The 16186-nt window shown below is 65.1% G+C and carries 17 protein-coding genes, 1 pseudogene and 1 riboswitch; of the genes and pseudogenes, 10 read left to right on the forward strand and 8 right to left on the reverse strand.

Annotated elements, in window-relative coordinates; genetic code table 11:
* The first annotated feature begins 22 nt into the window (after positions 1-22).
* Positions 23-160: riboswitch (TPP riboswitch) on the forward strand.
* The 6 genes from FLL57_RS13340 (at position 149) to FLL57_RS13365 (ending at position 6408) form a co-directional block, all read left to right on the forward strand.
* Positions 149-1270 carry an FAD-dependent oxidoreductase gene (locus FLL57_RS13340; protein WP_047308033.1) on the forward strand — a complete coding sequence of 374 codons (1122 nt, stop codon included), beginning with the start codon at positions 149-151 and terminating at the stop codon, positions 1268-1270. Its footprint overlaps the riboswitch before it by 12 nt.
* A complete protein-coding gene (gene thiS / locus FLL57_RS13345; RefSeq protein ID WP_047308032.1) occupies positions 1261-1458 on the forward strand; it encodes a sulfur carrier protein ThiS in 198 nt (65 codons plus the stop codon). Before FLL57_RS13340 ends, thiS begins: the two co-directional genes overlap by 10 nt.
* Before the next feature lie 418 nt (positions 1459-1876).
* Positions 1877-2659, forward strand: a complete 783-nt coding sequence (locus tag FLL57_RS13350; protein ID WP_142883133.1) for a thiazole synthase — start codon at positions 1877-1879, stop codon at positions 2657-2659.
* Positions 2646-3254: a thiamine phosphate synthase gene (locus FLL57_RS13355; RefSeq protein ID WP_107345341.1), complete on the forward strand. Its 609-nt coding sequence runs from the start codon at positions 2646-2648 to the stop codon at positions 3252-3254. Before FLL57_RS13350 ends, FLL57_RS13355 begins: the two co-directional genes overlap by 14 nt.
* 150 nt (positions 3255-3404) lie before the next feature.
* On the forward strand, positions 3405-5330 hold the full coding sequence (thiC, locus tag FLL57_RS13360; protein WP_142883134.1) for a phosphomethylpyrimidine synthase ThiC: 1926 nt from the start codon (positions 3405-3407) through the stop codon (positions 5328-5330).
* A 310-nt stretch (positions 5331-5640) separates the two neighbouring features.
* Complete coding sequence (locus FLL57_RS13365) at positions 5641-6408, forward strand: hypothetical protein (protein WP_142883135.1); 768 nt, start codon at positions 5641-5643, stop codon at positions 6406-6408.
* A 224-nt stretch (positions 6409-6632) separates the two neighbouring features.
* Here FLL57_RS13365 and FLL57_RS13370 read toward each other — a convergent pair whose 3' ends face one another.
* The 6 genes and pseudogenes from FLL57_RS13370 to FLL57_RS13395 all read right to left on the reverse strand — a co-directional run bounded on the left by FLL57_RS13370 (position 6633) and on the right by FLL57_RS13395 (position 10961).
* Positions 6633-7304, reverse strand: coding sequence for a hypothetical protein (locus tag FLL57_RS13370; RefSeq protein WP_185966141.1), 672 nt, complete (start codon positions 7302-7304; stop codon positions 6633-6635).
* 139 nt (positions 7305-7443) lie between these two features.
* A pseudogene (locus tag FLL57_RS23555) lies at positions 7444-7590 on the reverse strand (REP-associated tyrosine transposase); the annotation flags it as partial.
* A gap of 922 nt (positions 7591-8512) precedes the next feature.
* Positions 8513-8746: a DUF6429 family protein gene (locus tag FLL57_RS13380; RefSeq protein ID WP_013501532.1), complete on the reverse strand. Its 234-nt coding sequence runs from the start codon at positions 8744-8746 to the stop codon at positions 8513-8515.
* Between the two features lie 119 nt (positions 8747-8865).
* Positions 8866-9396 (reverse strand): REP-associated tyrosine transposase, encoded by a 531-nt coding sequence (locus FLL57_RS13385; RefSeq protein WP_142883136.1) that lies wholly within the window; start codon positions 9394-9396, stop codon positions 8866-8868.
* A gap of 63 nt (positions 9397-9459) precedes the next feature.
* Positions 9460-9933, reverse strand: a complete 474-nt coding sequence (locus tag FLL57_RS13390) for a hypothetical protein (RefSeq protein ID WP_235677137.1) — start codon at positions 9931-9933, stop codon at positions 9460-9462.
* Between the two features lie 260 nt (positions 9934-10193).
* On the reverse strand, positions 10194-10961 hold the full coding sequence (locus FLL57_RS13395; RefSeq protein ID WP_013501529.1) for a class I SAM-dependent methyltransferase: 768 nt from the start codon (positions 10959-10961) through the stop codon (positions 10194-10196).
* A 217-nt stretch (positions 10962-11178) separates the two neighbouring features.
* On the opposite strand from FLL57_RS13395, the gene FLL57_RS13400 reads away from it, so the two are divergent.
* From FLL57_RS13400 to FLL57_RS13410, 3 genes are all read left to right on the forward strand, one after another.
* Positions 11179-12657 (forward strand): hypothetical protein, encoded by a 1479-nt coding sequence (locus FLL57_RS13400; protein ID WP_142883138.1) that lies wholly within the window; start codon positions 11179-11181, stop codon positions 12655-12657.
* Between the two features lie 161 nt (positions 12658-12818).
* Entirely contained in the window at positions 12819-13103 is a 285-nt protein-coding gene (locus FLL57_RS13405; protein ID WP_142883139.1) for a hypothetical protein, read from the forward strand.
* Positions 13104-13286: 183 nt separating this feature from the next.
* The gene (locus tag FLL57_RS13410) at positions 13287-13475 is read left to right on the forward strand and encodes a hypothetical protein (protein ID WP_047309809.1); all 189 of its coding nucleotides are present in this window, start codon (positions 13287-13289) and stop codon (positions 13473-13475) included.
* 18 nt (positions 13476-13493) lie between these two features.
* Here FLL57_RS13410 and FLL57_RS13415 read toward each other — a convergent pair whose 3' ends face one another.
* The gene (locus FLL57_RS13415) at positions 13494-14786 is read right to left on the reverse strand and encodes a flavin-dependent oxidoreductase (RefSeq protein ID WP_142883140.1); all 1293 of its coding nucleotides are present in this window, start codon (positions 14784-14786) and stop codon (positions 13494-13496) included.
* 295 nt (positions 14787-15081) lie between these two features.
* Between FLL57_RS13415 and FLL57_RS13420 the strand changes: the two genes are divergently transcribed.
* Entirely contained in the window at positions 15082-15630 is a 549-nt protein-coding gene (locus FLL57_RS13420) for a hypothetical protein (RefSeq protein ID WP_235677138.1), read from the forward strand.
* Here the strand turns inward: FLL57_RS13420 and FLL57_RS13425 are convergent.
* On the reverse strand, positions 15623-16051 hold the full coding sequence (locus tag FLL57_RS13425; protein ID WP_080964239.1) for a hypothetical protein: 429 nt from the start codon (positions 16049-16051) through the stop codon (positions 15623-15625). The genes FLL57_RS13420 and FLL57_RS13425 overlap by 8 nt on opposite strands.
* Positions 16052-16186: the final 135 nt, after the last annotated feature.

The raw sequence follows: 16186 nt of genomic DNA on the forward strand, positions 1-16186 counted from the left end.
GGGATTCATCCGCCTACATTGAGCCCGTTCCGAGGGGGGCTCCGACGAGGAGCTGAGATACCGCACGCTCGCCGCTTCGATTCGCGAGGCACAGAGACCGCGGTGACCCTTTGAACCTGATCCGGGTCATGCCGGCGAAGGGACAGGGATGCATCAGACAGTCGAAGGCCGTGGCGGGGCCGAATCCGCCAATCTTTCCGCTTTGGCTTCGGTAGCTTCGGCTTCAGTATCTTCGGCGTTGACCGCCGCAGCGCTGCGCAGCGAGAAGCCGGACCTGCGCAAGGACGCGCCGGTGTCGGTGATCGGGGCCGGCATTGCCGGGGCCTGGCAGGCGCTGCTGCTGGCGCGCGCCGGCCGCAAGGTCAGTCTGTACGAGCGCGGCGACAACGAGATGACACAGGCCACCAGCCATTGGGCGGGCGGCATGCTGGCGCCGTATTGCGAGGCCGAGGGCGCCGAGCCGATGGTCAGCCAGATCGGCATGCGCTCGCTCGAGATGTGGCGCAAGGAATTCCCGGACGCGGTGTTCAACGGTTCGCTGGTGGTGGCGCATCCGCGCGACCGCGCCGATTTCGAGCGTTTCGCCAAGATGACCACCGGCCATCAGCGCGTCGACGCCGACGGCATCGCCGAGCTGGAGCCGGCGCTGGCCGGCCGGTTCCGCGAAGGCCTGTTCTTCCCCGACGAAGGCCATGTCGAGCCGCGGCTGGTGCTGGCGCGGCTGCACGAGCGGCTGATCGAGGCCGGCGGCGCCATCCATTTCGAGTCTGAAATGACGCCGGAAGATCTCGACGGTCTGGTGATCGACTGCCGCGGCCTCGCGGCCCGCGACAAGGCGCCGGAGCTGCGCGGCGTCAAGGGCGAGATGGTGGTGATCAAGACCGCCGAGGTACAGTTGTCGCGCCCGGTGCGGCTGATGCACCCGCGCTGGCCGCTCTACGTCATCCCGCGCCAGAACAATCACTTCATGCTCGGCGCCACCACCGTCGAAAGCGAAGACGAGCTGGTGATGGTGCGCTCGGCGCTGGAACTGCTCAGCGCGGCTTACGCGGTGCATCCGGCGTTCGGCGAAGCCCATATCGTCGAACTCGGTGCCGGGCTGCGTCCCGCCTTCCCCGACAACCTGCCGCGGATCGCCATCGGCAACCGCCGCGTCGCCACCAACGGCCTGTATCGCCACGGTTTCCTGATGGCGCCGTCGCTGGCCGAGAAGGTGGTGGCCTATGTCGAGCGCGGCGAGATCGACAATCAGGTGATGCGATGCTTGTGACCATCAACGGCGAACAGCGCGAGATCCAGTCCGCCAGCGTCGCCGCGCTGATGGCCGAGCTCGACTGCACCGGCGGCCACTTCGCCGTCGCGCTCAATTACGACGTCGTCCCCCGCGGCAAATGGGACGAAACCCCCGTCACCGCCGGCGACGAAATCGAGATCCTGACGCCGCGGCAGGGGGGATGAGGATGGCCTCGCCCCGGATATCGACGTCATCGCCCGGCTCGACCGGGCGACCCAGTATCCCAGAGCGCCGGCGTTCAGCCGCGAACACTCTGCGATACTGGATCCCCGCCTTCGCGGGGATGACGACTGTGGTGGGGATGAGGATGGCGGTGATACACGCTACGCGCCGCAGCGCCTCCACTCCCCTCCCCCTTGCGGGGAGGGGTCGGGGGTGGGGGTGGGGGTCGGCGAGTCGCAGCGCTGCTACTCACCTCTCCCCGCGCGCGGGGAGAGGTCGAATGCTGAGCGCAGCGAAGCGTTCGGGTGAGGGGGCGCCTCCGCGCGGCCGAGAGGCTCGAACTCGCCGAACCGCCCCCTCACCCCAGCCCTCTCCCCGCACGCGGGGAGAGGGAGCGCGCCGCGGCACTGGAGATGCGTCATGGTGAAATTCTACGACCGCGAATTCGGCTCCCGGCTGCTGATCGGCAGCGCGCTGTATCCGTCGCCGGCGATCATGCAGGACTCGATCCGCGAGTCGGGCGCCGAGATCGTCACGGTGTCGCTGCGGCGCGAGACGGCGGGCGGCAAGGCCGGCGATCAGTTCTGGTCGCTAATCCGCGAACTCGGCGTCACCGTGCTGCCGAACACCGCCGGCTGCCGCGGCGTGCGCGATGCGGTGACCACCGCCAAGCTGGCGCGCGAATTGTTCGGCACGAGCTGGATCAAGCTCGAAGTGATCGCCGACAACGACACGCTGCAGCCGGACGTGGTCGGCCTGGTCGAAGCCGCGCAAATCCTGATCAAGGACGGCTTCGAGGTGTTTCCCTATTGCACCGAGGATCTGTCGGTGGCGATGCGGCTGGTCGATGCCGGCTGCCGGGTGATCATGCCGTGGGCGGCGCCGATCGGCAGCGCGCGCGGCATCGTCAGTCGCGACGCGTTGAAGCTGCTGCGCGACCGCCTGCCGGATATCACGCTGGTGGTCGACGCCGGCCTCGGCGCGCCGAGCCACGCCGCCGAGGCGATGGAACTCGGCTACGACGCCGTGCTGCTCAATACCGCGATCGCCAAGGCCGAAGACCCGGTGGCGATGGCGCGCGGCTTCAAGCTCGCGGTCGAAGCCGGCCGCACTGGTTACGAAGCGGGGCTGATGGGCGCCCGCGATTTCGCTTCGCCCTCCACCCCTGTGATCGGGACACCGTTCTGGCATGCCGTATCCTGACCGTTTCTATCCCGTCGTCGACAGCATCGCGTGGGTCAAACGCCTCGCCGCGCTCGGCGTCGGCACCGTGCAGCTCCGCGCCAAGGACCTCGACGACGGCGCTGCGCTGCAGCTCGTCACCGACGCGCTCGCGGCGGTGAAGGACACCAGCGTCAAGCTGATCATCAACGACTACTGGCGCGCCGCGATCGTCGCCGGCGCCCAGCATCTGCATCTCGGCCAGGAAGACCTCGCCGAAGCGGACCTCGCCGAGATCCGCAGCGCCGGGCTGACGCTCGGCCTCTCCACCCACGACGACGCCGAACTCGAAACCGCGCTCGCCGCCGAGCCGGACTACATCGCGCTCGGCCCGATCTTCCCGACCACGCTGAAATCGATGCGGTTTGCCCCGCAGGGCATTCCGAAGATCACCGAATGGAAGAAGCGCGTCGGCAACATCCCGCTGGTCGCGATCGGCGGCATCAAGCTGGAGCAGGCCGAAGAAATCTTCGCCGCCGGCGCCGACTCGATCGCGGTGGTCAGCGACGTGACGCAAAACCCCGATCCAGACGCCCGCGTCCGCGCCTGGCTCGATTTCGTCGCCGAGAAGGCGTGACTTTGATGACGGACTCTCTCCGTCATTGCGAGCGAAGCGAAGCAATCCAGAGTCCGGCGCACTGAGCTCCTGGATTGCTTCGTCGCTACGCTCCTCGCAATGACGGACCAATCAAGCGGCCCGAATAACAACCGATAACAGGAGGATGGCATGAATATCCGCTCCAATCCCGAGACCACCCGCGCGGCCGTCACCACCGGCGCCCTGCCCTCCTCCAAGAAGATCTACGCCACGCCGGTAAGCGCGCCGGATCTGCGCGTGCCGCTGCGCGAGATCATCCTGAGCGAAGGCGCTGGCGAGCCAAACCTGCCGGTGTACGACACCTCCGGCCCCTATACCGATCCGAACGTGATCATCGACGTCAACAAGGGCCTGCCGCGCCCGCGCACCGAATGGGTCAAGGAGCGCGGCGGCGTCGAGCAATACGAAGGCCGCGACATCAAGCCGGAAGACAACGGCAATGTCGGCGCCGCCCATGCGGCGAAAGCCTTCACCGCGCATCACCAGCCGCTGCGTGGCGTCGGCGATGCGCCGATCACCCAGTACGAATTCGCCCGCGCTGGGATCATCACCAAGGAGATGATCTACGTCGCCGAGCGCGAGAATTTGGGGCGCAAGCAGCAGCTCGAACGCGCCGAGGCGGCGCTCGCCGACGGTGAATCGTTCGGCGCCGCGGTGCCGGCGTTCATCACCCCGGAATTCGTCCGCGATGAAATTGCGCGTGGACGCGCGATCATCCCGGCCAACATCAACCACGGCGAACTCGAGCCGATGATCATCGGCCGCAACTTCCTCACCAAGATCAATGCCAATATCGGCAACTCGGCGGTGACCTCGTCGGTCGAGGAGGAAGTCGACAAGATGGTGTGGGCGATCCGCTGGGGCGCCGACACCGTGATGGACCTCTCCACGGGGCGCAACATCCACACCACCCGGGAATGGATTTTGCGCAACTCGCCGGTGCCGATCGGCACCGTGCCGATCTATCAGGCGCTGGAGAAGTGCGAAGGCGATCCGGTCAAGCTCACCTGGGAGCTGTACAAGGACACGCTGATCGAGCAGGCCGAACAGGGCGTCGATTACTTCACCATCCACGCCGGCGTGCGGCTGCAATACATCCACCTCACCGCCAGCCGAGTCACCGGCATCGTGTCGCGCGGCGGCTCGATCATGGCGAAGTGGTGCCTGGCGCATCACAAGGAGAGCTTCCTCTACACGCATTTCGACGAGATCTGCGACCTGATGCGCAAATACGACGTGTCGTTCTCACTCGGCGACGGCCTGCGGCCGGGCTCGATCGCCGACGCCAACGACCGCGCCCAGTTCGCCGAACTGGAGACGCTCGGCGAGCTCACCAAGATCGCCTGGGACAAGGGCTGCCAGGTGATGATCGAAGGCCCCGGCCACGTGCCGATGCACAAGATCAAGATCAACATGGACAAGCAACTCAAGGAGTGCGGCGAGGCACCGTTCTATACCCTCGGCCCGCTGACCACCGACATCGCGCCGGGCTACGACCACATCACCAGCGGCATCGGCGCCGCGATGATCGGCTGGTTCGGCTGCGCGATGCTGTGCTACGTCACGCCGAAGGAACATCTCGGCCTGCCCGACCGCAACGACGTCAAGACCGGCGTGATCACCTACAAGATCGCCGCCCACGCCGCCGACCTCGCCAAGGGCCACCCCGCCGCGCAACTGCGCGACGACGCGCTGTCCCGCGCCCGTTTCGAATTCCGCTGGCAGGATCAGTTCAACCTCGGCCTCGATCCGGACACGGCGCAGGCCTTCCACGACGAGACCCTGCCCAAGGACGCCCACAAGGTCGCGCATTTCTGCTCGATGTGCGGCCCGAAGTTCTGCTCGATGAAGATCACCCAGGACGTCCGCGACTACGCCGCCGGCCTCGGGGACAACGAGAAAGCCGCCCTCTACCCGGTCGGCCACGCCGGCATGACCATCTCCGGCACCATCGAAGACGGCATGGCCCAGATGAGCGCCAAGTTCAAAGAAATGGGAAGCAGCGTGTATCTCGACGCCGACAAGGTGAAAGAGAGCAACAAGGCGCTGTCGTAAGGCAGCGGGCGTTCCTCAAGGATAACGTCATGCCCGGGCTCGACCCGGGCAACCATCGAAACGAAACGGCCGGGCGAAAGCCCGGCTTGTTCATAATACCTGTAGGGCGGGTTAACCGAAGGCGTAACCCGCCTCCTATGCACAAGCAGCCGGCGGATTACGCTGCGCTAATCCGCCCGGGTACAGGCTGCAGCTCGCCCGCGCAACATAGTCTCGATTAGCCCGGCCACACTAGTTCATCCTAGGTATTATATACAATCCAACGTCTTGCCTGAACCATCCCCTGTCAAACTATCTCCACGGGCACGCCATGGATAGTCTCGCGAAGCTCATTACAGCAGTTGCTTCATTGGTTGCCGCAATGGCATGGCCGATGGCTTTTCTCATCGTGGCACTCATTTTCCGGAAGGAACTCAAGCAGACCTTTGGCAGAGTTCCTACCTTCATCGACCGAGTGAAGAAAGCATCGGCGGCGGGCGTAGCTATTGAACTCGACCGCGTCGCAAAAGCTGAAATTGAAATCGGCGCCGACCAAATGGGCAAGGTAACAGCTCGACAGATTGAAGCGGCTGAAAGGATCGCGATTCAAACCCAAGAAATCGACCCGCAGACGCTCTTAGCTGAATTGGATCGGCTTTGCTTGGAATACGATTCTATCAGACGGACTTTGCCATCCGGCTCAGAGCGCACAAGAGCAATGACCCGCGTCGTTGTGAAAATGCGAGCTCTAGCCCCCAGCCTTGTGGAATATATGGATGCCTACAAGGGCTCCGCTTCCGCCGGAAGTCGGCTGGCAGCCGTTACAATGATGCAAATGACGCCCAGGGTCGCGGACATTGACTGGTTGCGCGAGCGCTTCTTCTCAGAACAACCGTTTGTCTTCTACCATGCAGCTCTGGCGTTAGAGAACGCTGCCAGCGTCTGCGACACTCCCGAGAAGAAGGAGCGGCTACGCGAGACGGCACAGCGTGCACTTGCTAAGGTCAAGAACTTCAAAGGTCCATCGGACAAGGGAACATTGGAAATTCTCGAAGTACTGGTTGCCGACCTCTCGCCCCCCACCCGTAACGCAGATTAACGCGTAGCTTGCCTACAACCTGATTCATGCAAAGAGCCTTGGATATCCCCTTGATCGATCGATACTTGCTCCATATGTAATTGGATACCTCATCGCCTACCCAGTAGCCCATTTTCTAGTCGTCGGTGAATTGCATCATTTGTTTGCAAGTCAATAATTTAGCCCGTAGGCGGGTTAGTGGAGCGCAATCCGCCGCACACGAACGCAAGCCGAGCCACCGCTGGTCAGAGACCCTTTCGACGTGGCGAGATTCTCGACATCCAGTTTCGAGCCCTGCCCAGCAGTCCCGGGATTAGTCCTCGCCCCCCTTTCCTCGCGGCCCGAAGTCCCGGTTGAAGCTGATCTAGTAAAGCGTGCCCGGCCAACATAGCGGCCCCCGCCCGGCTAACATAGCCGCCGACTTTTTCAAGTTCAGCAGCTCGATCAATCAATCCCAAAGGATAGCGAATGAAATAATTGATTGACGCGAGCTGCTGCTGGAAGTCGAACAGATCTTCTGCGGTAAAATGAACGCTGAGAATTTCCTTCTTTCGCACTCTAATTGCAGTGATTCGATCCAAATCGTCGGCATTCCACTTCAGCATCCCGTGGACCAGCGCATTTCGATAATCCAATAGGTGTTTGATTTGAGATAACTGCTTTCGAAGGACATCCCGCCGTTCGGGAGCTGAGACTTCAACGACTTTCTCCTTCCACAGGTCTAGCACTTGAGAGAATTTCACATTGTTCATCGCTTTAGGAAGTTCAGAATTGTCCTCTTCATCAAAGGAGCGCAGTGTCTGATGAAAGATCTCGTATTCCATCGCTCCCCATTGGGTCACGACAAGACCGATTAGCCCACATTCTCGTTCGCTTAGCTCAACCGAAAACAAATACTTCAGATCTTGATCAGGCATACCCCGCCCCTCTGCTCTGTAAACCCTTTAGCCCCTATGGCGGACTTGCGTCGCGCAATCCGCAATTCCGTCGATGCAAACTCCCGCACCGCTCGGCGGGTTGCGCATTCGGCCAACCTCGCCCTAAGGTCAAGCGACGCTAGGCTTCGCCGAACTCACCTTCGACACTGGCATCACCCGACCAGTCGAGCGGAAACACCCCGCGTCGTACCACACGATGAAACGAGGAATGCGGCCAATCCTGCACACGGCTAACCAGCCCATGCTTCACCGGGTTGATCATGCAGCAAGCGTCGCCCGGGTGAGCGAAGCGATACCCGGGACTCCTGCGTTCGTTCAACCCCGCGTATCGCTGCGCTCACGCGGGCTACTCGCTGCATCTGGTGGTCCTTGAACCCAAGCGCCTGCAACTGCGCCTTTGCTTGTTCGATCCTATCGATCTGCTCCCGTGATGGTATGATTGCCACGTCCATGGGGACTTCTAGCGTTTGCCGCAGGATTGATACCAACTCACGCAGGGCGTGGGCGGCGACCGGGCTCGAAACGCGCAGTGGAAATGCGCCCGCCGCCAAGCGGCAAAAATCAACGTTGACAAGCAGGCTTAATAGGAATAAATACACATCACCTCTCCCATCGAGGGGCGCCTCCGGAGGCGTCTTGAGGCGGGGAGAGGGGCGGCGTCCTGCGTCGCGTGGTTCGCAGCCACGTGGCCCGGGAGGCCGAGGGTCACCGTCCGCCGCTACTACGAGCGGCCGCCGCTTCAGAGGCTGGACGGGTACAGTGGAGGCCGGGGAAAGCCCGCAAGCTCGCTGTGTCCCGGAAGAACGGTCCTTCGGCCCAAAGATCGCCGCGGTGGGCGCGCCGTGAGGCGTTGCGCGAGGGATCGCAAGCCCTCGCGACAAGATCCACCCTTAGCGCCGCACGGCGCGCCCCCGCCCCTCGCCGCGATAGCGACGGGCGCAAAACTCGGGCTCATCGAGCCGCGAGAGCGATTGGCCGTGGCTGTTTGACAGTGTGGATCGGAGAATGGGATGAGGCGGTGCGCTCGCGCCGCGCTGCTCGGCATCGCCCGACGTGATCGGGCGACCAGCAGTTCAGCCCGTAGGGCGGATTAGCGAAGCGTAATCCGCCGCCACTTGGACGCAAGCCCAGCCGCCGCTCGGCGGGCTACGCCTTCGGCTACCCCGCCCTACGGTCACACGTCGGCGTTACGTTTTCTTCTTCGCAAACATCGTCTCGAATAGCTGTTTGGCGCGCGTGAGGCCTTGGTCGGTGAAGACGACCGACTTCACCTTACCGGCCGGGTTTCCGATCAGACCCTTGTCGTGCAGCCGGTCGAGGGTGTCCCAGTCGTGGCCTTTCCAGGCGCGGGTTCGGTCATGCAGCGTCAGATACAGCAGCGCCAGAGTCGCGTCGTCGATCTTGTCGGTGTCGAATTCCATCCTCGATCTCCCGGCCGGTTGGCGGATGAGCGAAGCGTAATCTGTCACTCCCTCAATGAGAACACCGTTGCCACCGGCGGGTTACGCCTTTGGCTGACCCGCGCTACGGTCAAGCGACGCTAGGCTTCGCCGAACTCACCTTCGACACTGGCATCACCCGCCCAGTCGAGCGGAAACACCCCGCGTCGGACGTCGCGATGGAACGACGAATACGGCCAATCCTGCACACGGCTAACCAGCCCATGCTTCACCGGGCTGATCATGCAGTACTCGACGTGCCGGACGTAGTCCGCCTCGTCGCGGATCAAGTGCTCCCAGAACCGGCGCTGCCAGATGCCGCGTTCGCCCCGCCTGGCGCGGACCGCGCTCAGCCGCTCCGCTTTGGGCAATTCCTTTGCGAAACGCGTCTTGATCAGTCGCCAGCGGGTCGAAAAATCGGCATCGCCGTGCGGCAGAGTCCACACCGCGTGAAGATGATCCGGAAGCACCACGACGGCGTCGATCTCGAACGGAAAGCGCTCCCGCGTGCGTGCGACCGCGTCGCGCAGAATCGCGATGTGATCGACCAGCAGCGTGTTGCGGCGTTCGAGCAGAGTGACGGTGAAGAACCAGCATCCGCCCGGAACGAAGGCACGACGATAGTTCGGCATCGGCCACCTCGGGCGCAGATGGCGGATTGCGCTTCGCTATTCCGCCCTACGATCGCCTCTCCGCTACTTCACCGCCGCCCGCATCGCTTTCCAGTCGAAGCCTTTCGCGGTCGCCAGCGCTTCGTCTTCGCCGAGCCCCTTGAACGACAGCGATAGCGCAGCGGCGGGGCCGAGCGCGATCAGGATGGTGCCGGACTTGTCGCTGGCCTGGAACGTCCGCGTCACCTTGAAGCCGTCGATGGTGGTGGTGCTGGCCGGGCCGTGGCTGGCTTCGGTCTTCATCCCGGTGCCGCCGGCCGCCAGCCGGCTTTGTGCCGGCGCGCCGGCGAGGAGCTGGACGCTGACATGGATCTCGCCGCGCGCGTAGCCGCGCTGCACCACCACGATCCGGCTGCCGCCGTCCTGCATCGCCATGCCGCCGAGCTTGCCGGCTTTCCAGCCCGGCAGTTCGACCAAGAGCGGCGCATACGGATCGAGGCCGTCGCCGGCGCGCGCCGCGGACGGCGGCGCCAGCACCGCCGCGGCAAGCGCGGGCATTGCGACAGCCAAACCAGCAAGACGACGACGCGCGATCATGACAACCTCCAGTTCAAGACAGCGGCGGCAGCCTAGCAAGGCCGCAGGCCCCAGCATTGATCTGAGCGCACGATCGCCGAAGGTCGCAGGCCGTCGCCGTGCTGACCCGGGCGCGCCGGATCGGACGCGCGCCCGTCGACACGACGCCATGCCGGACCACGGCGTTCGCCGTGCCCGGCGGAGGCGCCGCGGCAGCTTGGCCTGCGTTCCGCGCGGCCGGCTCAGCGCTGGCCGACGATGGTGCAGAACTCCACCGACTGGCCGTCGCGGAAGGTTTGATGGTGCAGGTTGGTGGTGATGGTCTCGAAGCCGAGGATCTTCAGAATCTCGATGATCGTCGCAGTCGGCAGGAACCACCAGGACTCGATCGGCTCGAGCCGGTCGGCCCGCGGCAGGAATTGCAGATAGAGCTGGCCGGACGGCGGCTCGATCGGCTCCTGGTTCCAGAAAAAGAACGGCTTGGTCAGTTCGGTGACGACGATGCGGTCGCGGCAGCGCTCGGCGGCGCGGTGCAGCGCCAGGAACGGATCGCGCAGGTGCAGCAGCATGTTCTTGACCGTCACGATGTCGAAATCGCCGAGGCTGTCGTCGACATTGTAGACCGAGCCGTAGGCCATCTTGGCACGCGACTGGTACTTCTGGTGCGACAGCCACCAGGAATTGTTGATGCGCCGCAGATGCTGCTTGCGCTGCTCGATCACAGCGGCGACCTCCGCCTTCTTGTAGGGCACGATGTCCCATTCGTGCTTGTCGTCGAGATCGTAGGCCACCACCTCGGCGCCCTGTTTCTCCATCCAGAAGCACAGATGGCCGCTCGCCGAGCCGATCTCCAGCACGCGCTTGCCGCTGAGATCGATGCCGCCGACATAGTCCGCCTCGCGGCCGCGGATGTCCCATTCGCCCGGAATCAGCCCGAGCTCCGGCAGCTCGACGGTGTGGTAGAAGTAGCAGTCGTTCAGCGTCACGTCGCGCGGCGGTGCAAAGGTCATCGAACTGGTCCCGGGGGTCGCGCGGAGGCTGCCAGATCTCCGCAGATTTGAAGCGGGCGGACTATAGTGGACCGCGGAGCGCGGTCAAATCGCGGCCGGTCGCCCGGTGAGGCCGGCGCGCGCGGCGTCCGGCGTGCCGTGTCTGCGCCCGCTGGCGCGCCGCCGCGCATCGTGGCACACCGGTCCACCGCCGATCGACACTGCCGGGAGACGCCGCGTGCCTGCCCTCGCTCCGAGACCGTCCCTCGTCGAGAGACCGGCGCTCACGCCCGGCACCCGCCTTGTCGCTGCGCTGCTGGTGCTCGTGGGTCTGTCGTTCGCGGTGACGCTTGCGACCGGCTACAATGCGGATGCGTTGTACGTCTATTCGCAGGCGAAGGACCTGATCCAGCTCGGCTCGCTGCGCGGCTGGACGTTCTCGGCGATCCCGTTCACCGTGCCCGACCTTTTGATCGCGCTGCCGTTCGCGGCGTTGGTGCAGAACCCGCGCGTCTATTATCTGGTCGCCGCGCCGGTCCAGATCGTCCTGCTCGGTGCCGCGCTGTCGGTCTGGCTTTCGCGGACGCAAGGCCGGCGGTTCGACCGGACGATGCTGCAGTTCGCGATCGGTGCCGCGTTCATCGTCCTGCTGTGTGGCGCTGCGCTCCATCCGTTCGGATATTTCGCCGTCCAGCCGCTGTTCATCCTGAACTATCACGGTCTCGCGGCGATCTGCGCCACGGTGCTGGCCGTCGTGGCCTGCGACGACGATTTCAGGATGCTCAGGAATCACCTGACGGCGACGCTGCTGGCAGTCGCGCTGCTGACCGCCTCGGATTTCTACTTCGCGTTCTATTTCGGTGCGATGCTGGGCGCGTCCCTGCTGCTGTCGCGATCGCTGGCGCTGCTGCCGCTGGTCGCCGCGGTCGGATCGCTGTCCGGCGCGGTGTTCGTCGCCTCGTATCTGCTGAACCCCTCGCTCGGCGTGCATATCGAGGCGAACGCCGCGATCAAGGCCGAGCTCGGCACCGGGCAGGTCGTGTCGCGGATGATCGGCCTGATGGTGGTGCCGACCGTCCTGGTGCTGATCCTGCGACTTCGCGGCACGCTGTCGCGGCGCAGCCTGATCCTCTACGTGGCGCTGGTCGCGACGAGTGCGGCCCTGGCGGCCGGCGGCCTGATCAAGGACCGATACGGGTTCCGCTACCTGACGATCCTGGTACCGGTCTCGCTGGTGCTGTTTCTCGAGGTCGTGCGCGCGGTGCCGCCGCGGCGCGAGGCGGCGCTGCTGGCGGCCGCGACCGCGAGTGTCGGCGCTGCCGTGCTGGTAGTCAGCCTGAAGCCGACCGCGACGCTATCGACCTACCGCGACGAGATCGCCTGCATCGACGCGGCCGATCGCCCTGGCTCGACCATCGTCGCCGAATATTGGCCGGCCAAGATCGTGTTCGAGGGCACCGGCCGCCGCCACAATCTCGTTCAGGTGGACGGAGCGCTGCATCCCCGGGACTGGATCAGCAACGCACGATGGCGCTCCCTGCACGCCAGCGGCCGCACGACATTCGTCGTCACCGATCAGGTCGCGGAACAGCCGCTGGCCCGCCTCGCGCGCGACACCGCGGCCGAGACCATCTGCGGCGGCAGACTCCTGAAGATCGATCGCCCTCCGGCCGAGCTGGACGACCTGAAATGGGCTGCGCCCGAAGCCGCGGATTAGCGCGCACCGATCTGGATCACAGACACTTCACTATTCATGATTCCAATCACATTGCGGAGGTGCAACAGGCGCACCCGCCACCTGATGATTGTGCTCAATCAATGCTGCGCGAAGACGGCGGACTAAGCTCGCGCGCGAACTCACAGCGGAGGACGTTTGTCATGACCGCATCCGAGGTCGAAACCCTGCATGGTTTTCTGTTCGCCAAGCTCGCCGCGATCGGCTCGAGAAGCGAGACGCCGATCTACTACCTGCAGCAATTCGACGACAGCGACCACCGCGTCGCAGTCGACGGCAAGTTGTTTCACGATGAACCGACGCTGCGACCCTATCTCGCCACCAAAGTGACGGTGACCGGCACGCAGGGGCCGGAGTATTTCCATGTCGCCTCGATCACGCGCTGCTCGCCGGAAACCGACGGCTGCGTGATCAATTGGGGCGACTGAGCCACGGCAACACTTGCGGATTCGCTCGCGAACGCGCGCCGCTTGGGCTCGGGCACACCGGCCAATGCCGGTCTGGATGGCCACTCGCGGCAATAACGTTCGGTTAACGATAACCAGACGCTGACGCGAACCAGACAATTGTCGTCGCGATTAGTATCGCATCACAGCGAATGGAGAGATGCGATGAGCGAAGCGACGTTGATACTTCCGAACATGCGCGGCGGCTGCGCCACCGCCGATGGCAAGGTGCACACGCTGTTTCGGATCAACAGCCGCGTCCGGCGCAAGATGGCGCAGCCGACGGCAGTGACGTCCGCGCCGCCGGCCGCAAACGATGATCGCACGCCGGACGATCGCGCCCGCGAAGGCTGAGTCCGTTCGCGCGGCAGCTTACGCCACCGCCGGCACCTTCACCCGCGCACCGGGCGCAATCGTCGGCGGCGCGGCGTTGAGGTGATCGATCGCGAAGCCCGCGGCGGCCTTGTAGCCGGCCATGAAGGCGGCGCGCTCGGCTGGCGGGATCACGTCGTCGATGTTGTCGAAGGTGCCGCCGCAGCGCTCGTCGACCAGGTTGAGCAGGCCGAACGGGCCGGCGCCGCGATTGCGCAGGATCAGCTGCGAGATCGGGCCGCACAGCTTGGCGTCGAACGCCGCCAACGCCGCTTCGGTGGCTCCATGCGCGACCATCGCAGCGCCGAGTTCGCGCGCATCGACGATCGCCTGGGTGCCGCCGTTGGAGCCGGTCGGATACATCGCGTGCGCCGCATCGCCGATCAGCAGCACCGGGCCGTCGCGCCAGGTGCTAACCGGATCGCGGTCGATCATCGGATTCTCGTAGGCGGAGTCGGCCTCGCGGATCATCGCCGGCACGTCGAGCCAATCCCACACCCAGCCGTCGAAATGATGCGCGAACTCGGAGGTCGGCACCTGCCGGAACCAGCCCTGCTGCTTCCAGCCGTCGGCATTGTCGAGCGTGACTTCGGCGATCCAGTTCAGCATCGACAGCCCGGTCGCGGGATCCGGGTGCGAGATCGGATAGATCACCACACGGTGGCGATGGGTGCCGAGGCCGATGAACGAAGCGCCGCTGCGGGTCGGCTTGCCCCAGGTGGTGCCGCGCCACATCACCGCGCCGCCCCAATGGATCGGCGGCTGGTTCGGATGCATCTGCGCCCGCACCGCGGAGTGAATGCCGTCGGCGCCGATCAGCAGCGCGCCGGTCACTTCCGAGCTGCCGCCATCGGCATGCTCCAGCGTCGCCACGACGCCATCCGCGGTCTTGCGATAGGAGGTGACGCGGCGGCCGAGCTGGACGGCGTCGGCGCCGAGCCGCTCGACCACGCGGGCGTGCAGCAGCATGTGGAAGCGGCCGCGATGCACCGCATATTGCGGCCAGCGATAGCCGGCGGCCTCGCCGCGCGGCTCCGCATAGATGTCGTTGCCGTTGAGCCCGACCAGCGCCCATTCCTTCGCCGGCAGGCCGACGCGATCGAGGTCGGCTTCCGTGATGCCGAGGTCGAGCAGTTCGCGCACCGCGTTCGGCTGCAGATTGATGCCGACGCCGAGCGGCCGCATCTCGCGCGCCGCCTCATAGACGACGCAAGGCACGCCGATCTGATGCAGCGTCAACGCCGCCGCAAGCCCGCCAATGCCGCCGCCGGCGATGATGACTCTGTCGCTCATGAGAAGGACGTCCTACCCGCTTGTGATTGCGACTTGCTGTAGCCAGCAACGCCGGGCGAGGCAAGCAAGGCAGGCTCACAGGGTGCGGGCGCGGCGCCACCGGTATTCGGCTTTCGCCGCGACGAAGGCGCTTGACGAACACGAACATATCAGGAACATTCTGCAACCAGGAATTGCGTAACGATGGGCCGGGCTGCGCAGGGGAGGTGTCGATGCGGTGTCGTTCTAGGCTCTCGCGCAGCGTCGGCGCAGCAGGGCGCCGCCCTCCCCGCCCCCGACAGGATGAGCTGTCGTGATGAGTCCGGAGGAAGGCATAACCACCAAACCAGACGCGCTGCTGGTCATTCCGGACGGCGATCAGGTCACGGGCCGCTGCGATTGCTGCGGCCAAATCAGCCGCCGTGTCTGGGGCACGATTTCAACGGCGGACGCCGCGGTCGCGGCTTACATGGTGTGGTGGACGGTCGGCCATATTGCCGAACACGGCGCGGAGATCTACCTGATCTGCGAGCGCTGGGGCGACGGCACCAGTGTGTCCGACCGCGTCGTCGTGCGGCTGCATCACTTCATCGCCGCGAGGGCCGTGGGTGATGGTGCAGGATGCCAGCCTCGCGGACGGCCTCGACCGGCTGGCGGCGAGCGCAATGCGCGCGACGACATCATCGGCACACCGCGCGCCGCGGAGGTGTTCGCGTTGTACGACGCGATCGCGCAGCAGGATGCGCGGCTGGCCGAGCTGTTCGGCGCGCCGGCTCCGTGCGGGCATTGCGGCCCGCGCACCGAGCGCCGCAAGCTGCCGTCGCGGCGCAGTCGTTCGGGAGCGCGCCGTGGCCGGACTATTTGAGCCCGATCGCGAGGCCGGACAGATCGAGGTCGGCGATCAGCCCGACCTGCGAGCCGCTCAGTTCGAGCACTGCGCCCTTCTCGTTGCGCAGCACGATGGCGCGGGCGCCGATCCCGACCGCCGCGCCGGCCCCGACCGCGCCGTACACACCTGCGACGTCGCGCGGCGAGCGGATGTTGCTGACCCGGCCGGCGAGCTGCGCCTTCGAGCCGCCGAACACCAGACCGTAGGACAGCCCGCCGATCGACAGCGGATAGCGCTTACCGCGGAAGCTCAGCGTGCCCGAGCCGCCGGAACCGCCGATCACCCAGCCGCCCTTGTAGATCGTCAGCGTGATCCGTCCCTCGTCGGCATGGGCCGACGCGCCCAGTGCAAAGAGGCCGATCAGCACGGCAACCACCGTCCCCAGCAATCCACGCATCCCGCTCTCCTTCATCCCGCCCCTTACGGGCTTCATCTTTCCCGTCTAGCACTGCCATCGCGATTCGGGCGCCAAGACGGTGAAACCACCACGACCGCGACATCGGACCTGCATCTTGTACTGAACCGGCGCATC

The organism is Rhodopseudomonas palustris, from assembly GCF_007005445.1.
Classification (GTDB): domain Bacteria; phylum Pseudomonadota; class Alphaproteobacteria; order Rhizobiales; family Xanthobacteraceae; genus Rhodopseudomonas; species Rhodopseudomonas palustris_G.

Bases quoted from the DNA above. Each gene is read 5' to 3' on its own strand.
- FLL57_RS13385 (WP_142883136.1), bottom strand. From the start codon at position 9,396: ATGCCGAACTATCGTCGTGCCTTCGTTCCGGGCGGATGCTGGTTCTTC.
- FLL57_RS13420 (WP_235677138.1), top strand. From the start codon at position 15,082: ATGAGTCCGGAGGAAGGCATAACCACCAAACCAGACGCGCTGCTGGTC.
- FLL57_RS13425 (WP_080964239.1), bottom strand. From the start codon at position 16,051: ATGCGTGGATTGCTGGGGACGGTGGTTGCCGTGCTGATCGGCCTCTTT.
- FLL57_RS13350 (WP_142883133.1), top strand. From the start codon at position 1,877: ATGGTGAAATTCTACGACCGCGAATTCGGCTCCCGGCTGCTGATCGGC.
- FLL57_RS13405 (WP_142883139.1), top strand. From the start codon at position 12,819: ATGACCGCATCCGAGGTCGAAACCCTGCATGGTTTTCTGTTCGCCAAG.
- FLL57_RS13340 (WP_047308033.1), top strand. From the start codon at position 149: ATGCATCAGACAGTCGAAGGCCGTGGCGGGGCCGAATCCGCCAATCTT.
- thiC (WP_142883134.1), top strand. From the start codon at position 3,405: ATGAATATCCGCTCCAATCCCGAGACCACCCGCGCGGCCGTCACCACC.
- FLL57_RS13415 (WP_142883140.1), bottom strand. From the start codon at position 14,786: ATGAGCGACAGAGTCATCATCGCCGGCGGCGGCATTGGCGGGCTTGCG.
- FLL57_RS13380 (WP_013501532.1), bottom strand. From the start codon at position 8,746: ATGGAATTCGACACCGACAAGATCGACGACGCGACTCTGGCGCTGCTG.
- FLL57_RS13390 (WP_235677137.1), bottom strand. From the start codon at position 9,933: ATGCCCGCGCTTGCCGCGGCGGTGCTGGCGCCGCCGTCCGCGGCGCGC.
- thiS (WP_047308032.1), top strand. From the start codon at position 1,261: ATGCTTGTGACCATCAACGGCGAACAGCGCGAGATCCAGTCCGCCAGC.
- FLL57_RS13395 (WP_013501529.1), bottom strand. From the start codon at position 10,961: ATGACCTTTGCACCGCCGCGCGACGTGACGCTGAACGACTGCTACTTC.
- FLL57_RS13370 (WP_185966141.1), bottom strand. From the start codon at position 7,304: ATGCCTGATCAAGATCTGAAGTATTTGTTTTCGGTTGAGCTAAGCGAA.
- FLL57_RS13365 (WP_142883135.1), top strand. From the start codon at position 5,641: ATGGATAGTCTCGCGAAGCTCATTACAGCAGTTGCTTCATTGGTTGCC.
- FLL57_RS13355 (WP_107345341.1), top strand. From the start codon at position 2,646: ATGCCGTATCCTGACCGTTTCTATCCCGTCGTCGACAGCATCGCGTGG.
- FLL57_RS13410 (WP_047309809.1), top strand. From the start codon at position 13,287: ATGAGCGAAGCGACGTTGATACTTCCGAACATGCGCGGCGGCTGCGCC.